Raw genomic sequence first — 15,111 nt, forward strand, 5'->3', positions numbered from 1 at the left:
AATTAAATATTAAAAAAACACTTGAAAAAGAATTCCACAAAAATAATAGCATTTCTTCTAATTGCAATATTAATTTGCGCTTGTAATGCCGTAAAAAGAGTTCCCGATGGAAAAAACCTTCTTGTAAAAAATAATATTCTAGTTAACGGAAAATCAACAAACGATGAGACAGCTTCTAATCAGATGTACCAAAAACCAAATGGCAAACTATTAGGTTATAAGCTTCGATTAAATCTGTACAATTTAGCCAATTTAAATCCAGATTCTACTTATCAGGCCAAATTTAAAAACAATCCGGGAAAGTATGAGCGTATGTCAAAAATATTCTCAGCAAAACAAGTAGATCGCCTTGGACAATCTTTTTATTATAAAGGAATTCATGAATTTCTAAAAAACACTGGAGAACCACCAGTAATAATAGATACTTCTAAAACTAAAAAATCATTACTGAGGCTAAAATACTATTATTTTAATAGTGGATATTTTAATGTTAAAACAGATTACACTATTGATACAGTCGGAACAAAAAGAGCCGCAATTAATTATAATATTACTACAGGGCCAGCTTACAAATTAGATACTATTACAACTAAAATAATGACTCCTGCACTGGACTCATTATACAGAACTAATAATGAGCCTTCGCTATTAAAATCTGGTAATCAATACAAAACCACAGATTTTGAAGAAGAAAAAAATCGTATTACAACATACTTTAGAAATCACGGCGCCTACTATTTTCAGCCTACTTATGTAACTTTTGACATTGACACGATTGGTAAAAAAGCCAAAGCCGATGTAACTTTAATTATAAACAACAATACAATTCAAGAGAGAGATTCTAGCCGCACAGAACCTTTTAAATTGTATAAAATTAGCGACGTAAACATTTACACAGATTATTCTGCTGCAAATGCCAAGAAAAAACCAACAGATAGTGTAACGTATAATAACTTTAATTTATACAGTTACAAGACCTTAAAATACAAACCACGCGCTATTACCGATGCTATTTTCATTACGAAAGGAAGTACTTTTGCCGATTTTAGAACTACTCTTTCTTCTCGATATTTAAATAATTTAAGGATTTTCAACTATCCATCAATTCAATACGAAGTAGACAAAAGAGATTCTACAGCGCAATCTCTTATTGCCAATGTTTATTTGACTCCGAGAAAAAAATACAGTTTTGGAGCCACTCTTGACGTAACGCATTCTAACATTCAGGATTTCGGGATTGGAGCCAGTGTTTCTGAAACTATTCGAAATGTATTTAACCGTGCAGAAACTTTAGAAATATCAGCGCGTCTAAATGTTGGATCATCTAGAGATATGGCCAATCCGAACAATAATTTCTTTAATGTCTCTGAGTATGGTTTGGATATGAAATTGAATTTTCCGAGAATTCTTCTCCCGTTTGGGACAGAAAAGATTATCCCAAAAAGTATGATCCCCTACACCTCTATAACTTCTGGTTTTTCGAAACAACGAAATATTGGTTTGGATAAAGAAAATTTTACAGGAGGTATTTCGTACAACTGGACACCAAAACGTCATAACACAGCAAAATTCGAATTGCTAAACGCACAGTTTGTTCGTAATTTAAATCCTGACAATTACTTTAATGTATATACTTCTTCTTACGATGATCTGAATTTTATTGGTAAAGATTATAATACTGATGTCAATAACTGGGGAACTACACCTGAGGAACAAGCCAGAAAAGACCTTACGATTCCAAAAGGGACTACGGGATTTACTAATGATGTGTTGACAGGACAAACAGCTTTAACTCCAGACAACTCGCAATATCAAGAAGTTGAAAGTATTGAGGAAAGAAGAGTTCGTTTGACCGAAAATGATTTTATTCTAGCCACAAGTTTTTCTTTTACCAAAACAACCAAAAAAGATCTAGCAGATAATAATTTCTATCAATTTAGAACCAAAATTGAATCTGCTGGAACATTATTATCATTAATTTCTGAAGTCGGAAATCTTCAAAAAAACGCAAAAGGAAATTACGAGATTTTTAATCTGGAATATTCAGAGTATATAAAAACTGAATTTGACTATATTAAACACTGGGATTTTGGAAAAGAGAAAGTTTTAGCAGTTAGAAGCTTCTTTGGAATTGCAATTCCGTTTGGAAATTCAAACTATATTCCTTTTTCACGAAGTTATTATGGCGGAGGTTCCAATGACAACCGTGCTTGGCAGCCTTACGCTTTAGGACCTGGAAGTACCAATGCAGTAAACGACTTTAATGAGGCCAATATGAAAATTGCGGCGAGTGCCGAATTCCGCTTCAAAGTTTTCGGAGATGTTAAAGGAGCATTCTTTGCAGATGCCGGAAATATCTGGAATGTGCTCGATAATGTCATAGATCCGAAAGCAAGATTTGACAACTTAAACGATTTAGCTGAAATTGCTTTAGGTACAGGATTCGGTTTAAGATACGATTTAAGCTTTTTTGTGATTCGTTTAGATTTAGGCTTTAAGACTTATAATCCAGCACATGAGAAGGGAGACCGATGGTTTAAAGAATACAATTTTGGACACTCGGTTTTAAATTTTGGTATAAATTATCCTTTCTAATGCTAATTAATTCTTATTTTTGCAACCTAAAAACTAAAAACAACTATAAAAAAAAATTAAAATGGCACACAACATTAAACCAGGAGTAGCTACAGGAGATCAAGTACAAGAGATCTTTAATTATGCGAAAGAGAAGGGTTTTGCTCTTCCAGCAGTAAACGTTACTGGATCAAGCACAATTAATGGAGTTCTTGAAACTGCAGCGAAACTTAACGCGCCAGTTATCATTCAATTTTCTAACGGTGGAGCACAATTCAACGCTGGAAAAGGATTATCAAATGCAGGTGAAAAAGCAGCAATCGCGGGAGGAATCGCAGGAGCAAAACATATTCATACTTTGGCAGAAGCTTACGGTGCAACTGTAATCTTACACACTGACCACTGTGCAAAAAAACTTTTACCTTGGATTGATGGTTTATTAGACGCTTCTGAAAAACATTTCGCAGAAACAGGAAAACCATTATTTAGTTCTCACATGATCGATTTGTCTGAGGAGCCAATCGAAGAAAACATTGAGATCTGCAAAGAATACTTAGCTAGAATGAGCAAAATGGGTATGACATTAGAAATCGAACTTGGTATTACAGGTGGTGAAGAAGATGGTGTTGATAACTCTGATGTTGACAGCTCAAAATTATATACTCAACCAGAAGAAGTAGCTTACGCTTACGAAGAATTATCTAAAGTAAGCCCTAAATTTACAATTGCTGCTGCTTTCGGAAACGTTCACGGTGTTTACAAACCAGGAAACGTAAAATTAACTCCAAAAATCTTAAAAAATTCTCAAGATTTCGTACAAAACAAATTCAACACAGGACACAATCCAGTTGATTTCGTTTTCCACGGAGGTTCAGGTTCTACACTTGAAGAAATCAGAGAAGGAATTAGCTACGGAGTTATCAAAATGAATATTGATACTGATTTACAGTTTGCATACACTGAAGGAATCCGTGATTATATGGTTAAAAACCTTGATTATTTGAAATCTCAAATTGGAAACCCAGAAGGTCCAGATGCTCCGAACAAAAAATATTACGATCCAAGAAGATGGGTTCGTGAAAGCGAAGTAACATTCAATGCAAGACTTGAACAAGCTTTTGCTGATTTAAATAATGTGAATACACTATAATAAAAAAGTTTCAAGTTTAACGTTTCAAGTTTCAGGTTTCGCAACTTGAAAATTGAAACCTAAAACAAAAAAAACATTCAATATGGCTTGGTTTAAAAGACAAGAAAAAGGGATTACGACCGCGACAGAAGATAAGATGGACGTTCCGAAAGGATTGTGGTACAAATCTCCTACTGGAAAAATTATTGATGCTGACGAATTAGCGAGAAATTTATTCGTTAGCCCTGAAGATGATTTTCATGTTCGAATTGGAAGCGCAACCTATTTTGAAATTTTATTCGACAACAACGAATTTGTTGAGTTAGACAAAAACATGACTTCTAAAGATCCTTTGCATTTTGTAGACACAAAGAAATATGCAGACAGATTGAAAGATGTAATGGAAAAAACTCACCTTAAAGACGCTGTACGTACGGGAGTAGGAAAATCTAAAGGAAGAGAACTTGTAATCTGCTGTATGGATTTTGCTTTTATCGGTGGATCTATGGGAGCAGTTGTAGGTGAGAAAATCGCAAGAGGAATTGATCACGCCATCAAAAACAAACTTCCTTTTGTAATGATTTCTAAATCTGGTGGAGCTCGTATGATGGAAGCTGCTTATTCTTTAATGCAATTAGCAAAAACATCCGTAAAACTAGCTCAATTAGCTGAAGCTAAATTACCTTATATCTCTCTTTGTACAGATCCAACAACTGGAGGAACAACTGCATCTTACGCAATGTTAGGAGATATCAACATCTCTGAGCCAGGCGCTTTGATTGGTTTTGCTGGTCCTCGTGTTGTTCGTGACACTACAGGAAAAGATTTACCAGAAGGTTTCCAAACTGCTGAGTTTCTTTTAGAGCACGGTTTCTTGGACTTTATCACGCCTAGAAAAGAATTGAAAGATAAGATCAACTTATATATCGATTTGATTCAAAATAATGATATTAGATAGTTTTAAAACTACTTAAAATAGAAATCCCAAGAAATTGCTTCTTGGGATTTTTTATATCTTTATTTTAAATCTGATTTTTATGATGAGAATTTTTATTGGTTTTATGATTTGTATCCTTTTTTGGAACTGCACCAAGAAAGAAGCTAAAATTGAAAAAAACATTCCCTATATAATTTCGCAAGAAAACAAACCAATAATACGAAACAATGACACTGTTCCACCTCCTCCACCTATACCTGGCTGGTTGTTTTACGGAACAAATACTTTTATCATCAACTCAGATTCTACGGCTTATTATTTGCAAAATAAAGGCATAGGAATGATCTGTGGAACACCAAATACAGACACAATTCCATACTTCGCTGATTTAGATCCAAGAGATCTAATTGAAATTTCAAATAAAAATATTTATGATTTTATTAAATTGAATTATAAAGATGATTTTAGAAATGCAACTTTCATCGCATCTCAATCTGACACTTTAAATTCTAAAATATTTTTTGATTTAAATAAATCTTTAAATTACTTTAAGAAAGATAGAGATTTTATCGTTATTAGAAGAACAACACAGGAAGAAGACACGATTATTTATTATAAGAGAAATAATAAATATTACAATTCTGCCGATATTAAATGGGATAAAACAAGAATTAAATTTCCTGAACTTGTCAAATTTGTAAAAAAACCAAATAATTAGCACATATAGTTCCTACAGGATTTTTATATTTTTAGACCCTAAATTATTACCCAGCCTTTTTCAAATCCTTCTTCAATTCTTTTTCAGCGATTTTAAAAACTAATTTTTCACGCCAGATTGCATAACGTTCTCTAAAAACAACTTTAATAGCACTGTCAACTGCGCCATGCATAAATAAACTCCAAACGCTAGCCATTTTTCGAGAAATCGACGAATCCCAAGCACGAAGTGTGAGCGAAAAAGAACCATCTATATAACGCATCCAATGCCACATTCCTGTTGGCATGAATAAAGTATCTCCGTGCTCCAGAAAAACTTCATAACCTTCTACTCCTCTTAATGCTGGAAATTTTTCAAAATCGGGATTGGCGACATCATAATCTTCTAAAGCATAAGTTGTATTAGGAAGACAATACAATCTTTTTTTCCATTTGTTATCAAATAAGATAATATGTTTTCGTCCACCAAAATGAGTGTGAAAAAGATGTGGCAAATCGATATCATAATGCAGAAAAGTAATTGCCTTAGAACCGCCAAAAAACATGGCTGGCATACTTTCTATAAAACCGCCCATTAATTCTTTCGGAACTTTTACATCATCAATTAATTCGGGTCTATGCTTGAAAAGATTGAAGAAAAAAATACGCAATTGGGTTGGTTCGCGCTTTATCAAATCCAGATATTCCCCAAATTTCATACTCGCAATCGAAGCATTGATTACTTTTTTTGGATCTGCCTTAGAATTATCCACAAGTTTAACCTCTATATCTCCAGCAATCTGCTTGAGATACTCTGTTGACCATTTTTCCCTTGCTGGCCAATCTTTTGTAAGCCCCTTTATGATTAAAGGTTTTCTTTTATCTAGGTAATTCTTTTTAAAATCTTCCTTGGAAATCGACTCAACAGTATCAACAGATTTAAGATTAAAGCTCATTTATGTGGCGTTTTAATTTGTTGTCTATCAAATGTATCTAATTATTTCCACTCAACAAAATTTACAATTAAATAACACAAAAACAACATTTTACATTCCTGTTCGAATGGCTTCAACAGGGTCTAGATTTGCCGCCGAAATGGCAGGAAGAATTCCGGAAACGAGACCAATAAAAGCAGCCAAACCGGTTCCTAAAAGAATATTTCCTAAACTTAAAACAAATTCAAAGTCTAGCAGTTTTGTCAGAGCAAAAGCAATTCCCCACACCATGAGAAGACCAATAATCCCTCCAATAACCGACAAAATAACAGCTTCAAACAAAAACTGGAATAAGATAAATTTATTTTTTGCTCCCAGTGATTTCTGAATTCCGATAAGATTTGTTCTTTCTTTAACTGAAACAAACATAATATTCGCAATTCCAAAACCACCAACTAAAAGAGAAAATCCGCTGATAATCCAGCCTACAACATTCATCTGCCCCAAAATTCCATCAATAAAATCAGTAAAGCCAGAAAGCACATTAATAAAGAAATTATCCATTTCTCCTGCTTTCATTCCACGTATTGCTCTAAGTTTTTGAGCTATCTCCGCTTTATAAGCATCCATATCCACGCCTTTTACAGGCTTTAAAACAATTACAGGAGTCATAGAATCGCTATCACCGTACATTCTTCTTAAAAAATTTGCCGGAAGATAAACCGAAGTATCATTACTGTCTCCAAAGAATCCAGCTCCTTGTTTAGCCATTACGCCAATTACAGTAAATCGCTGTCCGTATAAGCGAATATTTTTCCCTATTGGATCGCTTGAACCAAAAAGTCCTTCGGCTATGTCATATCCTAAAACAATAACGGGAGTTCCCGAATTTGACTCAGATTCATTGTAAAATCTTCCTTTATCAAAACTCAATCCGTCAATATCGACCATTTCGCTTGACGATGGAATAATATTTACATCGCTGACTGTTTTAGAATCGTATTTTAAGCTTTCTCTATTTACAAAAAGCTGATATGCTACTTGATCGGTATTATTCATTGAATTTTTCAATCCGATATACTCGTCATATTTCACATTTGGAAATTGTTCTCTCTTCCATTGTGGAATTTCAGACGGTCCAAAGCAGTATTTCATTAAATAAATTGTATTTTTATCTAAACTGCTCAAATCTTTTGAGATTTTTTTGTCTAAAGAGTCAACAGCAGCCAAAACAGCGATAATCGAAAAAATACCGATTGTTACACCTAATAGCGATAATAAAGTGCGCAATTTATTATTTCGCAAAGCATTGATGGCAAAGCTCAGACTTTCCTTTAATAATCTCAGATAAACGATCATATTTTTGTATTTTTCAATAAAGTAAAATTCAATAATTTAAATTCAAAAACCTAATAAAAGTTAACTTACTCATCAGTAGATTTTTTTAGCATTTTGTTACACTAATTTTTTTTAATATAATATATAAAAAAACTACTTTTGCAGTCTCAAAATCATAACTACACAATGAGCACAACAAAAAAAATACAATCGGCATTAATTTCTGTTTTTTCTAAAGATGGATTAGAACCAATTGTTAGAAAATTACACGAACAAAATGTAACACTTTATTCAACTGGAGGAACTGAAGATTTCATCAAAAACCTTGGTATTCCAGTAGTTCCTGTTGAAGACATTACTTCTTTCCCTGAAATTCTTGGAGGAAGAGTAAAAACTTTACACCCAAAAATCTTTGGAGGTATTTTAAATCGCCAGGATAATGAAAGCGATGTTCAGCAAATGAAGGAATTTGACATTCCTCAAATTGATTTGGTAATTGTTGATCTATATCCTTTTGAAAAAACAGTTGCTTCCGGAGCAAGTGAACAAGATATTATTGAAAAAATCGATATTGGCGGAATTTCATTAATTCGTGCTGGAGCGAAAAATTTCAAAGACACTGTAATTGTGGCTTCTGTAAACGAGTACAGTTTACTTTTAGATTTGATTACAGAACAAGATGGAGCAACAACTTTGGAGAACAGAAGATTGTTGGCTACTAAAGCATTCCACGTTTCATCTCACTACGATGGAGCTATTTTTAATTATTTCAATACAGACGAGACTATTTACAAAGAAAGTATTGCAAACGGTCAAGTTTTAAGATACGGTGAAAACCCTCACCAAAAAGGATTCTTCTTTGGAGATTTTGATGCAATGTTCAAAAAACTTCACGGAAAAGAATTATCATACAACAACTTACTAGATGTTGATGCTGCAGTTAATTTAATTGCTGAGTTTAAAACTGACGGACCAACTTTCGCGATTTTAAAACACAACAATGCTTGCGGATTGGCTTCAAGAAAAACAATCAGTGAGGCTTATTTAGCAGCTTTAGCTTGTGATCCTACTTCAGCTTTTGGCGGAGTGTTAATTTCTAACACTAAAATTGATTTAGAAACTGCACAAGAAATCAACAAATTATTCTGCGAAGTTGTAATTGCTCCAGCTTATGATGATGAGGCTGTTACGGTATTACAAGAGAAGAAAAACAGAATTATATTAGTTCAAAATGAAGTTGAATTACCAGCTCGTCAAGTAAGAACTTGTCTTAATGGTTTGTTAATTCAGGACAGAAATAATATTACGGATAATAAAGAGCATTTAAAAACCGTTACAATTACAGAACCTACTGCTCAAGAGATCGAAGATTTGATCTTTGCTTCTAAAATCTGCAAGAATACAAAATCAAACACAATTGTATTTGCTAAAAACGGAACATTGATTTCATCAGGTACAGGTCAGACTTCAAGAGTTGACGCTTTAATTCAAGCTGTTGACAAAGCAAAAGCTTTTGGATTTGATTTAAATGGAGCTTCGATGGCAAGTGATGCATTTTTCCCATTTCCGGATTGTGTAGAATTAGCTAAAAAAGCAGGAATAACTGCTGTAATTCAGCCAGGAGGTTCGATTAAAGACGAATTAAGTATAAATTATTGCAATGAAAATAATCTTGCAATGGTATTTACAGGAACTCGTCATTTTAAACATTAATTTGTTTAACTTTGTTCGATAAATAATTTATAACATTTTAAACCCCTAAAAAACTTATGGGATTTTTTGATTTCATGACCGAGGATATTGCGATAGACCTTGGAACCGCAAACACTTTAATCATTCATAATGATAAAGTTGTCATTGATAGTCCGTCTATCGTTGCACGTGATAGAGTATCAGGCAAAATCATTGCTGTTGGTAAGGAAGCCAATATGATGCAAGGTAAAACACATGAAAACATCAAAACTATAAGGCCTTTGAAAGATGGTGTAATCGCTGATTTCGATGCTTCGGAAAAAATGATCAATATGTTCATTAAAAGTATTCCTGCATTGAAAAAAAGAATGTTTACCCCAGCTTTACGTATGGTTGTATGTATTCCTTCTGGTATTACTGAAGTGGAGATGAGAGCGGTGAAGGAATCTTGTGAGAGAGTAAACGGAAAAGAAGTTTACTTGATTCATGAGCCAATGGCAGCGGCAATTGGTATTGGTATTGACATTATGCAACCAAAAGGAAACATGATTGTGGATATTGGAGGTGGTACAACAGAAATTGCTGTTATCGCATTAGGCGGAATTGTATGTGACAAATCTGTAAAAATTGCAGGTGACGTTTTCACAAATGATATCGTTTATTATATGCGTACACAACACAACTTATTTGTTGGAGAAAGTACTGCTGAAAAAATTAAAATTCAAATCGGAGCGGCAATCGAAGATTTAGATGGCCCACCAGAAGATATGTCAGTTCAAGGTAGAGATTTGCTTACTGGTAAACCAAAACAAGTAGATGTTTCTTACCGTGAAATTGCAAAAGCTTTAGACAAATCTATTCAGCGTATTGAAGATGCGGTAATGGAAACATTATCTCAGACTCCTCCTGAATTAGCAGCAGATATCTACAATACTGGTATCTATTTAGCTGGTGGTGGATCTATGTTGAGAGGTCTTGACAAACGTATTTCTCAAAAAACAGATTTACCTGTTTACATTGCTGAAGATCCATTAAGAGCTGTTGTTCGTGGTACAGGAATGGCCCTTAAAAACATTGCTAAATTTAAAAGCATCTTAATTAAATAAGATCAAAAAATAACAATCAATTTACTTTTATAAGGGTCAAATTTATACTTTTTGACCCTTGTAAAAACTGAAACTTTTAAGCATATCCTGAAACAAAATAACCAGACAAGAAATGCAGCAAATATTTAATTTCATTATAAGAAACAGTAATCGATTGCTGTTTTTGCTGCTTTTAGGTATATCGTTAGGACTCACGATTCAATCTCATTCTTATCACAGAAGCAAAATAATCAGCTCAGCAAATTTCTTAAGTGGAGGTGTTTATGAAAAAATCAATCGTGTTAATGAGTACATGAATTTAAGAGCCGAAAACGACGAACTTGTACTTGAGAACGCAAGATTAAAAAGTCTTTTATTTAATAAAGAAGACACATCTAAATTACCTTTACCAGATACCATTAAAGGTGTAAAACCTGCTGATATCATCGTATCAAAAGTAATCCATAACACATACAGCACACACGAAAACTTTCTTACTTTAAATTCTGGATCCAATGATGGCGTAAAACCAGATATGGGAGTAATAAACAGTTTAGGAATTGTTGGTATTGTAGATGACACATCACCAAGATATTCTACCGTTGTGAGTATTTTGAACATGAAATCTCAGATTAATGCCAAGTTAAAAAAATCAAATCATTTTGGTTCTTTGACATGGGATGGAAAAAGTACTGGATTTGTACAGCTAAGAGACGTTCCAAGATTAGCTTCAGTTAGAAAAGGAGATACAATTGTAACAGGAGGACAGTCTGTAATTTTCCCTGAAGGGATTAATATCGGAACTGTTGAAACAATTTACAAAGAAACCCAAACAAGTTTTTATGTTATAAAAGTTAAGCTATTTAACGATATGACAAACTTAGGACACGTCTATATTATCAAGAGTAAGGACAGAGAGGAACTTATTAATTTAGAAAACAAAGAAAAAAATGAATAGCGCTCTGTTAGTCAATATTTTTCGATTTATTATGTTACTGGCAATTCAGATTGTTATTTTCAACAATATGAATTTCTTAGGATATATAAGTCCCTTTCCGTATATCTTGTATATCATTCTTTACCCTGTAAACAGCAATAAAGCAGGATTAATTATTTCTAGTTTTTTCTTGGGACTAATAATGGATATGTTCTGTAATTCTGGCGGAATACACGCAACTGCCTGTGTTATTTTAGCCTATTACAGGCCTTACATTTTTAAATTTTCTTTTGGTTTAAGTTATGAGTATCAAACCATTAAACTAAATGATTCTTTAACACCAGAACGATTTTCATTTATACTGGTCTCGGTTTTAATGCACCATATTGTATTATTTGTTTTGGAAGCATTTCAGTTCAAATTCATCTGGGACATTTTGCTCCGAACATTATTTAGTTCTATCTTTACTATAATCACCTCAATAATAATAATTTATCTTATTAAGCCCAATAAACGATGAGAAAAGTCTTGCTGCCCACTATAATTATTATTGCAGCGTCTTTGCTAGTGATTAGGATTTTTTACTTGCAGATTATTGATGATTCTTTTAAACTGAAATCGGAAAATAATGCGATAAAAAAAGTATATGACTATCCTGAAAGAGGTTATATTTATGATCGTAACGGAAAACTTCTTGTTGCGAATCAGGCTTCTTATGACATCATGGTTATTCCAAGAGATATAAAAAAGGATTTAAACATTGCCGAATTTTGTGCCCTTTTAAATATTACTGAAGAAGAATATCATAAACGTATTGAAAAAGCAAAAGTCTACAGCCCAAGACTTCCTTCTGTATTTTTATCTCAGCTGAATAAAAATGAATTTGCCGCTTTTCAGGAAAAAATCAGAAAATATGATGGTTTTTACTTCCAGAAAAGATCACTTCGCGATTACGAAGTAGATTACGGAGCCAATATTTTTGGTTTTATTACACAGGTGAACGAAAAACAGATCGAAAAAAATCCTTACTACAATAGTGGTGATTTAATTGGTAAACAAGGTGTAGAACAAAGCTATGAAGAAATTTTACGAGGAATAAAAGGGGTAAAATACATTCAGAAAGATAAATACAACCGAGAAATTGGCCCATATAAAGAAGGGAAATACGACACCATTGCCGTAGCTGGGGAAGATATCAATTTAACTATCGATGCCGAACTTCAAAAATATGGAGAGGAATTGATGATTAACAAAAGAGGAGGTATTGTCGCAATTGAACCTAAATCTGGAGAAATTCTAGCATTGGTTACTGCCCCTTCTTATGATCCAGGTATTTTGGTAGGACGCCAAAGATCTAAAAATTACACACTTTTATATCACGATTCTATTGCAAAACCTTTATATGACAGAGGACTTTTAGCAGAGTACCCTCCAGGTTCTCCATTCAAAATCCTGACTGGTTTAGTTGCATTGCAAGAAGGCGTAATAAATGAACAAACTACTTTTATGTGTCATCATGGATTTAGTTATGGTGGAGGCCGATTCATGAAATGCCACGGTTTTGGTCCACATCAATTGCATAACGGAATTTACAACTCTTGTAATACTTATTTCGGACAAGCCTATATGCTTACGATCAACAAGTACAAAGATCCCGGTCAAGCTGTTGATGTTTGGAGCAGTCACGTAAAAAGTTTTGGATTAGGCCAATTTATGGGATATGATTTACCTATTGGAAAACGAGGAAATATTCCAACTTCTAAAACTTATAAAAGAATTTACCCTAACGGAGGATGGAGAAGCTCAACCATTGTATCAAATGCAATTGGTCAGGGAGAGGTTTTAATGACTCCTATTCAATTAGCCAACATGATGGCCACCGTTGCAAATCAGGGTTATTATTATACTCCTCACATCATTAAAAAAATTGAGGGAGAAAAAATAGACGAAAAGTTCACGACAAAGCACGTGACTACGATTGATCAAAAATATTTCCCGCCGGTTATCAGCGGACTATTTGACGTTTACAACAAAGGTACAGCTTACAGTCTTAGAGTAGAAGGAATCGATATTTGCGGAAAAACAGGTACTGCCGAGAACTTTGCCAAAATAAACGGTAAAAGAACCCAGCTTAAAGACCACTCTATATTTGTTGCTTTTGCCCCAAAAGACAATCCGAAAATTGCTATTGCAGTTATGATTGAAAATGGAGGTTTTGGAGCAACAGTAGCAGGTCCGATTGCGAGTTTAATGATTGAAAAATATCTAAGAAAAAAAATCACAAGAACAGATCTAGAAGTAAGAGTATTAAACAAAAGCTTACTTTCGGAATATGCTAAAGTAGGCGGAATAAGTGATGCTCTTAAAATTGAATCTGTCCCAAAAGATTCTGTTTTACAAGCAAAAATTTTAAAACCAAAAGCACCAGTTACAACGGCACCAAAAACTGAAGTTAAAAAAACAGCGGTAGACACAACTAAGAAAAACTAAGAAAGATTATTTCAAATGAAAAATCAAAGTGTAAAAAATAATATTGATTGGATAAGTGTCTTTATCTACATTGCGCTGGTAACTTTAGGTTGGCTTAATATTTATTCGTCTTCTTTATTATCAACCGATGGAACCTATCAAAAACAGCTGATTTTTATTTGCTGTACTATTCCATTGATATTTGTTGTGCTTTTTGTTGATGGTAAATTTTACGAAAAATATGCCAGTATCATCTTTGGAGTTTCCTTATTATCTCTTGCAGGGTTATTTCTCTTTGGAAAAACCATAGCAGGACAGAGATGCTGGTATGCCATAGGAAGCTTCACTTTACAGCCATCTGAGTTTGCAAAAGCGGCCACTTCTTTGGCATTGGCCAAATACTTAAGTGATACACAAATCAACTTAAAAGAAACCAATAGACAAATCCAAGCTTTGGCTATTATGCTTTTGCCTGTAATATTGATTTTACCACAACCAGACCCAGGAAGTGCTTTAATTTATAGCGCATTTATCCTTGTTTTATATAGAGAAGGCTTGCCTTCTTGGTATGTATGGACAGCATTTATCACTATTGTCCTTTTCGTTCTTACTTTAGTTTTAGAGCCGTACGCTGTTATTGGAATGGCTTTTATCGTGTTGGCCATTATACATTTTAAAGGAAGAGTGGTTGACAGAAATATTATTTTAAGCGGAATTTTACTGGTCTTAATTTCTGGATTTGTTTTCTCTGTTGATTACGTATTTGACAATGTTTTTAAACAGCACCACAGAGATCGTTTCAATATTTTACTAGGTAAAACTGTAGATATGAAAGGGATTGGATACAATACCAACCAATCTGAAATTGCCATTGGATCTGGAGGATGGATCGGGAAAGGCTTTCTTGAAGGCACACAAACCAAAGGAGGATTTGTTCCTGAGCAACATACCGATTATATTTTTACAACGGTTGGTGAAGAATGGGGTTTTGCAGGTTCTTTTGTTGTTATTCTACTTTTTGTTAGTTTATTACTTAGAGTAATTTACTTAGCAGAAAGACAGAAGACAAAATTCAGCCGGGTTTACGGATATTGTGTTGCCGCAATTCTCTTCATACATTTCTTTGTAAACATTGCCATGGTAATTGGAATTTTCCCAACAATCGGGGTTCCTCTGCCCTTCTTTTCGTATGGAGGTTCTGGACTCTGGGGATTTACAATTTTGCTGTTTATTTTCCTTAAAATGGATGCCAATAAAGTGAATGAATGGTAATGTTTAAAATATTCAATTTCTAAATCGCAAATTTCAATTCGAAATAT

General features: G+C 33.7%; 12 protein-coding genes. 10 read left to right on the plus strand and 2 right to left on the minus strand.

Translation table 11 applies throughout. The annotated features are described in order from the left end of the window. The first annotated feature begins 21 nt into the window (after window positions 1-21). From tamL to AC5ZCW_RS17250, 4 genes are all read left to right on the plus strand, one after another. Window positions 22-2,595, plus strand: coding sequence for a translocation and assembly module lipoprotein TamL (gene tamL, locus AC5ZCW_RS17235; RefSeq protein WP_496120960.1), 2,574 nt, complete (start codon window positions 22-24; stop codon window positions 2,593-2,595). Window positions 2,596-2,656: 61 nt separating this feature from the next. Beyond that, on the plus strand, window positions 2,657-3,724 hold the full coding sequence (fbaA, locus tag AC5ZCW_RS17240; protein WP_012023542.1) for a class II fructose-bisphosphate aldolase: 1,068 nt from the start codon (window positions 2,657-2,659) through the stop codon (window positions 3,722-3,724). A gap of 82 nt (window positions 3,725-3,806) precedes the next feature. Continuing rightward, a complete protein-coding gene (gene accD / locus AC5ZCW_RS17245) occupies window positions 3,807-4,661 on the plus strand; it encodes an acetyl-CoA carboxylase, carboxyltransferase subunit beta (RefSeq protein ID WP_111367748.1) in 855 nt (284 codons plus the stop codon). Window positions 4,662-4,740: 79 nt separating this feature from the next. Continuing rightward, window positions 4,741-5,358 (plus strand): hypothetical protein, encoded by a 618-nt coding sequence (locus tag AC5ZCW_RS17250; protein WP_496120961.1) that lies wholly within the window; start codon window positions 4,741-4,743, stop codon window positions 5,356-5,358. Between the two features lie 46 nt (window positions 5,359-5,404). Here AC5ZCW_RS17250 and AC5ZCW_RS17255 read toward each other — a convergent pair whose 3' ends face one another. Continuing rightward, window positions 5,405-6,292 (minus strand): cupin-like domain-containing protein, encoded by an 888-nt coding sequence (locus AC5ZCW_RS17255; RefSeq protein ID WP_343544391.1) that lies wholly within the window; start codon window positions 6,290-6,292, stop codon window positions 5,405-5,407. 90 nt (window positions 6,293-6,382) lie between these two features. Next, window positions 6,383-7,630 carry an ABC transporter permease gene (locus tag AC5ZCW_RS17260; protein ID WP_496120962.1) on the minus strand — a complete coding sequence of 416 codons (1,248 nt, stop codon included), beginning with the start codon at window positions 7,628-7,630 and terminating at the stop codon, window positions 6,383-6,385. 165 nt (window positions 7,631-7,795) lie between these two features. Here AC5ZCW_RS17260 and purH point away from each other — a divergent pair, with 165 nt between their 5' ends. From purH to rodA, 6 genes are all read left to right on the plus strand, one after another. Further along, window positions 7,796-9,322, plus strand: a complete 1,527-nt coding sequence (gene purH / locus AC5ZCW_RS17265; protein WP_281634694.1) for a bifunctional phosphoribosylaminoimidazolecarboxamide formyltransferase/IMP cyclohydrolase — start codon at window positions 7,796-7,798, stop codon at window positions 9,320-9,322. Window positions 9,323-9,378: 56 nt separating this feature from the next. Next, window positions 9,379-10,407 carry a rod shape-determining protein gene (locus tag AC5ZCW_RS17270; RefSeq protein WP_008466528.1) on the plus strand — a complete coding sequence of 343 codons (1,029 nt, stop codon included), beginning with the start codon at window positions 9,379-9,381 and terminating at the stop codon, window positions 10,405-10,407. A 112-nt stretch (window positions 10,408-10,519) separates the two neighbouring features. Next, on the plus strand, window positions 10,520-11,344 hold the full coding sequence (gene mreC, locus AC5ZCW_RS17275) for a rod shape-determining protein MreC (protein ID WP_281634693.1): 825 nt from the start codon (window positions 10,520-10,522) through the stop codon (window positions 11,342-11,344). Next, on the plus strand, window positions 11,337-11,843 hold the full coding sequence (locus AC5ZCW_RS17280) for a rod shape-determining protein MreD (RefSeq protein WP_111379478.1): 507 nt from the start codon (window positions 11,337-11,339) through the stop codon (window positions 11,841-11,843). The genes mreC and AC5ZCW_RS17280 overlap by 8 nt, the downstream gene beginning before the upstream one ends. Continuing rightward, on the plus strand, window positions 11,840-13,813 hold the full coding sequence (gene mrdA, locus AC5ZCW_RS17285; protein ID WP_343544393.1) for a penicillin-binding protein 2: 1,974 nt from the start codon (window positions 11,840-11,842) through the stop codon (window positions 13,811-13,813). The genes AC5ZCW_RS17280 and mrdA overlap by 4 nt, the downstream gene beginning before the upstream one ends. Before the next feature lie 15 nt (window positions 13,814-13,828). Next, window positions 13,829-15,064, plus strand: coding sequence for a rod shape-determining protein RodA (gene rodA / locus AC5ZCW_RS17290; RefSeq protein ID WP_177211121.1), 1,236 nt, complete (start codon window positions 13,829-13,831; stop codon window positions 15,062-15,064). Window positions 15,065-15,111: the final 47 nt, after the last annotated feature.

Source organism: Flavobacterium sp. PLA-DH12 (assembly GCF_059511845.1).

Bases quoted from the DNA above. Each gene is read 5' to 3' on its own strand.
- fbaA (WP_012023542.1), top strand. From the start codon at position 2,657: ATGGCACACAACATTAAACCAGGAGTAGCTACAGGAGATCAAGTACAA.
- accD (WP_111367748.1), top strand. From the start codon at position 3,807: ATGGCTTGGTTTAAAAGACAAGAAAAAGGGATTACGACCGCGACAGAA.
- AC5ZCW_RS17250 (WP_496120961.1), top strand. From the start codon at position 4,741: ATGATGAGAATTTTTATTGGTTTTATGATTTGTATCCTTTTTTGGAAC.
- AC5ZCW_RS17255 (WP_343544391.1), bottom strand. From the start codon at position 6,292: ATGAGCTTTAATCTTAAATCTGTTGATACTGTTGAGTCGATTTCCAAG.
- AC5ZCW_RS17260 (WP_496120962.1), bottom strand. From the start codon at position 7,630: ATGATCGTTTATCTGAGATTATTAAAGGAAAGTCTGAGCTTTGCCATC.
- purH (WP_281634694.1), top strand. From the start codon at position 7,796: ATGAGCACAACAAAAAAAATACAATCGGCATTAATTTCTGTTTTTTCT.
- AC5ZCW_RS17270 (WP_008466528.1), top strand. From the start codon at position 9,379: ATGGGATTTTTTGATTTCATGACCGAGGATATTGCGATAGACCTTGGA.
- mreC (WP_281634693.1), top strand. From the start codon at position 10,520: ATGCAGCAAATATTTAATTTCATTATAAGAAACAGTAATCGATTGCTG.
- AC5ZCW_RS17280 (WP_111379478.1), top strand. From the start codon at position 11,337: ATGAATAGCGCTCTGTTAGTCAATATTTTTCGATTTATTATGTTACTG.
- mrdA (WP_343544393.1), top strand. From the start codon at position 11,840: ATGAGAAAAGTCTTGCTGCCCACTATAATTATTATTGCAGCGTCTTTG.
- rodA (WP_177211121.1), top strand. From the start codon at position 13,829: ATGAAAAATCAAAGTGTAAAAAATAATATTGATTGGATAAGTGTCTTT.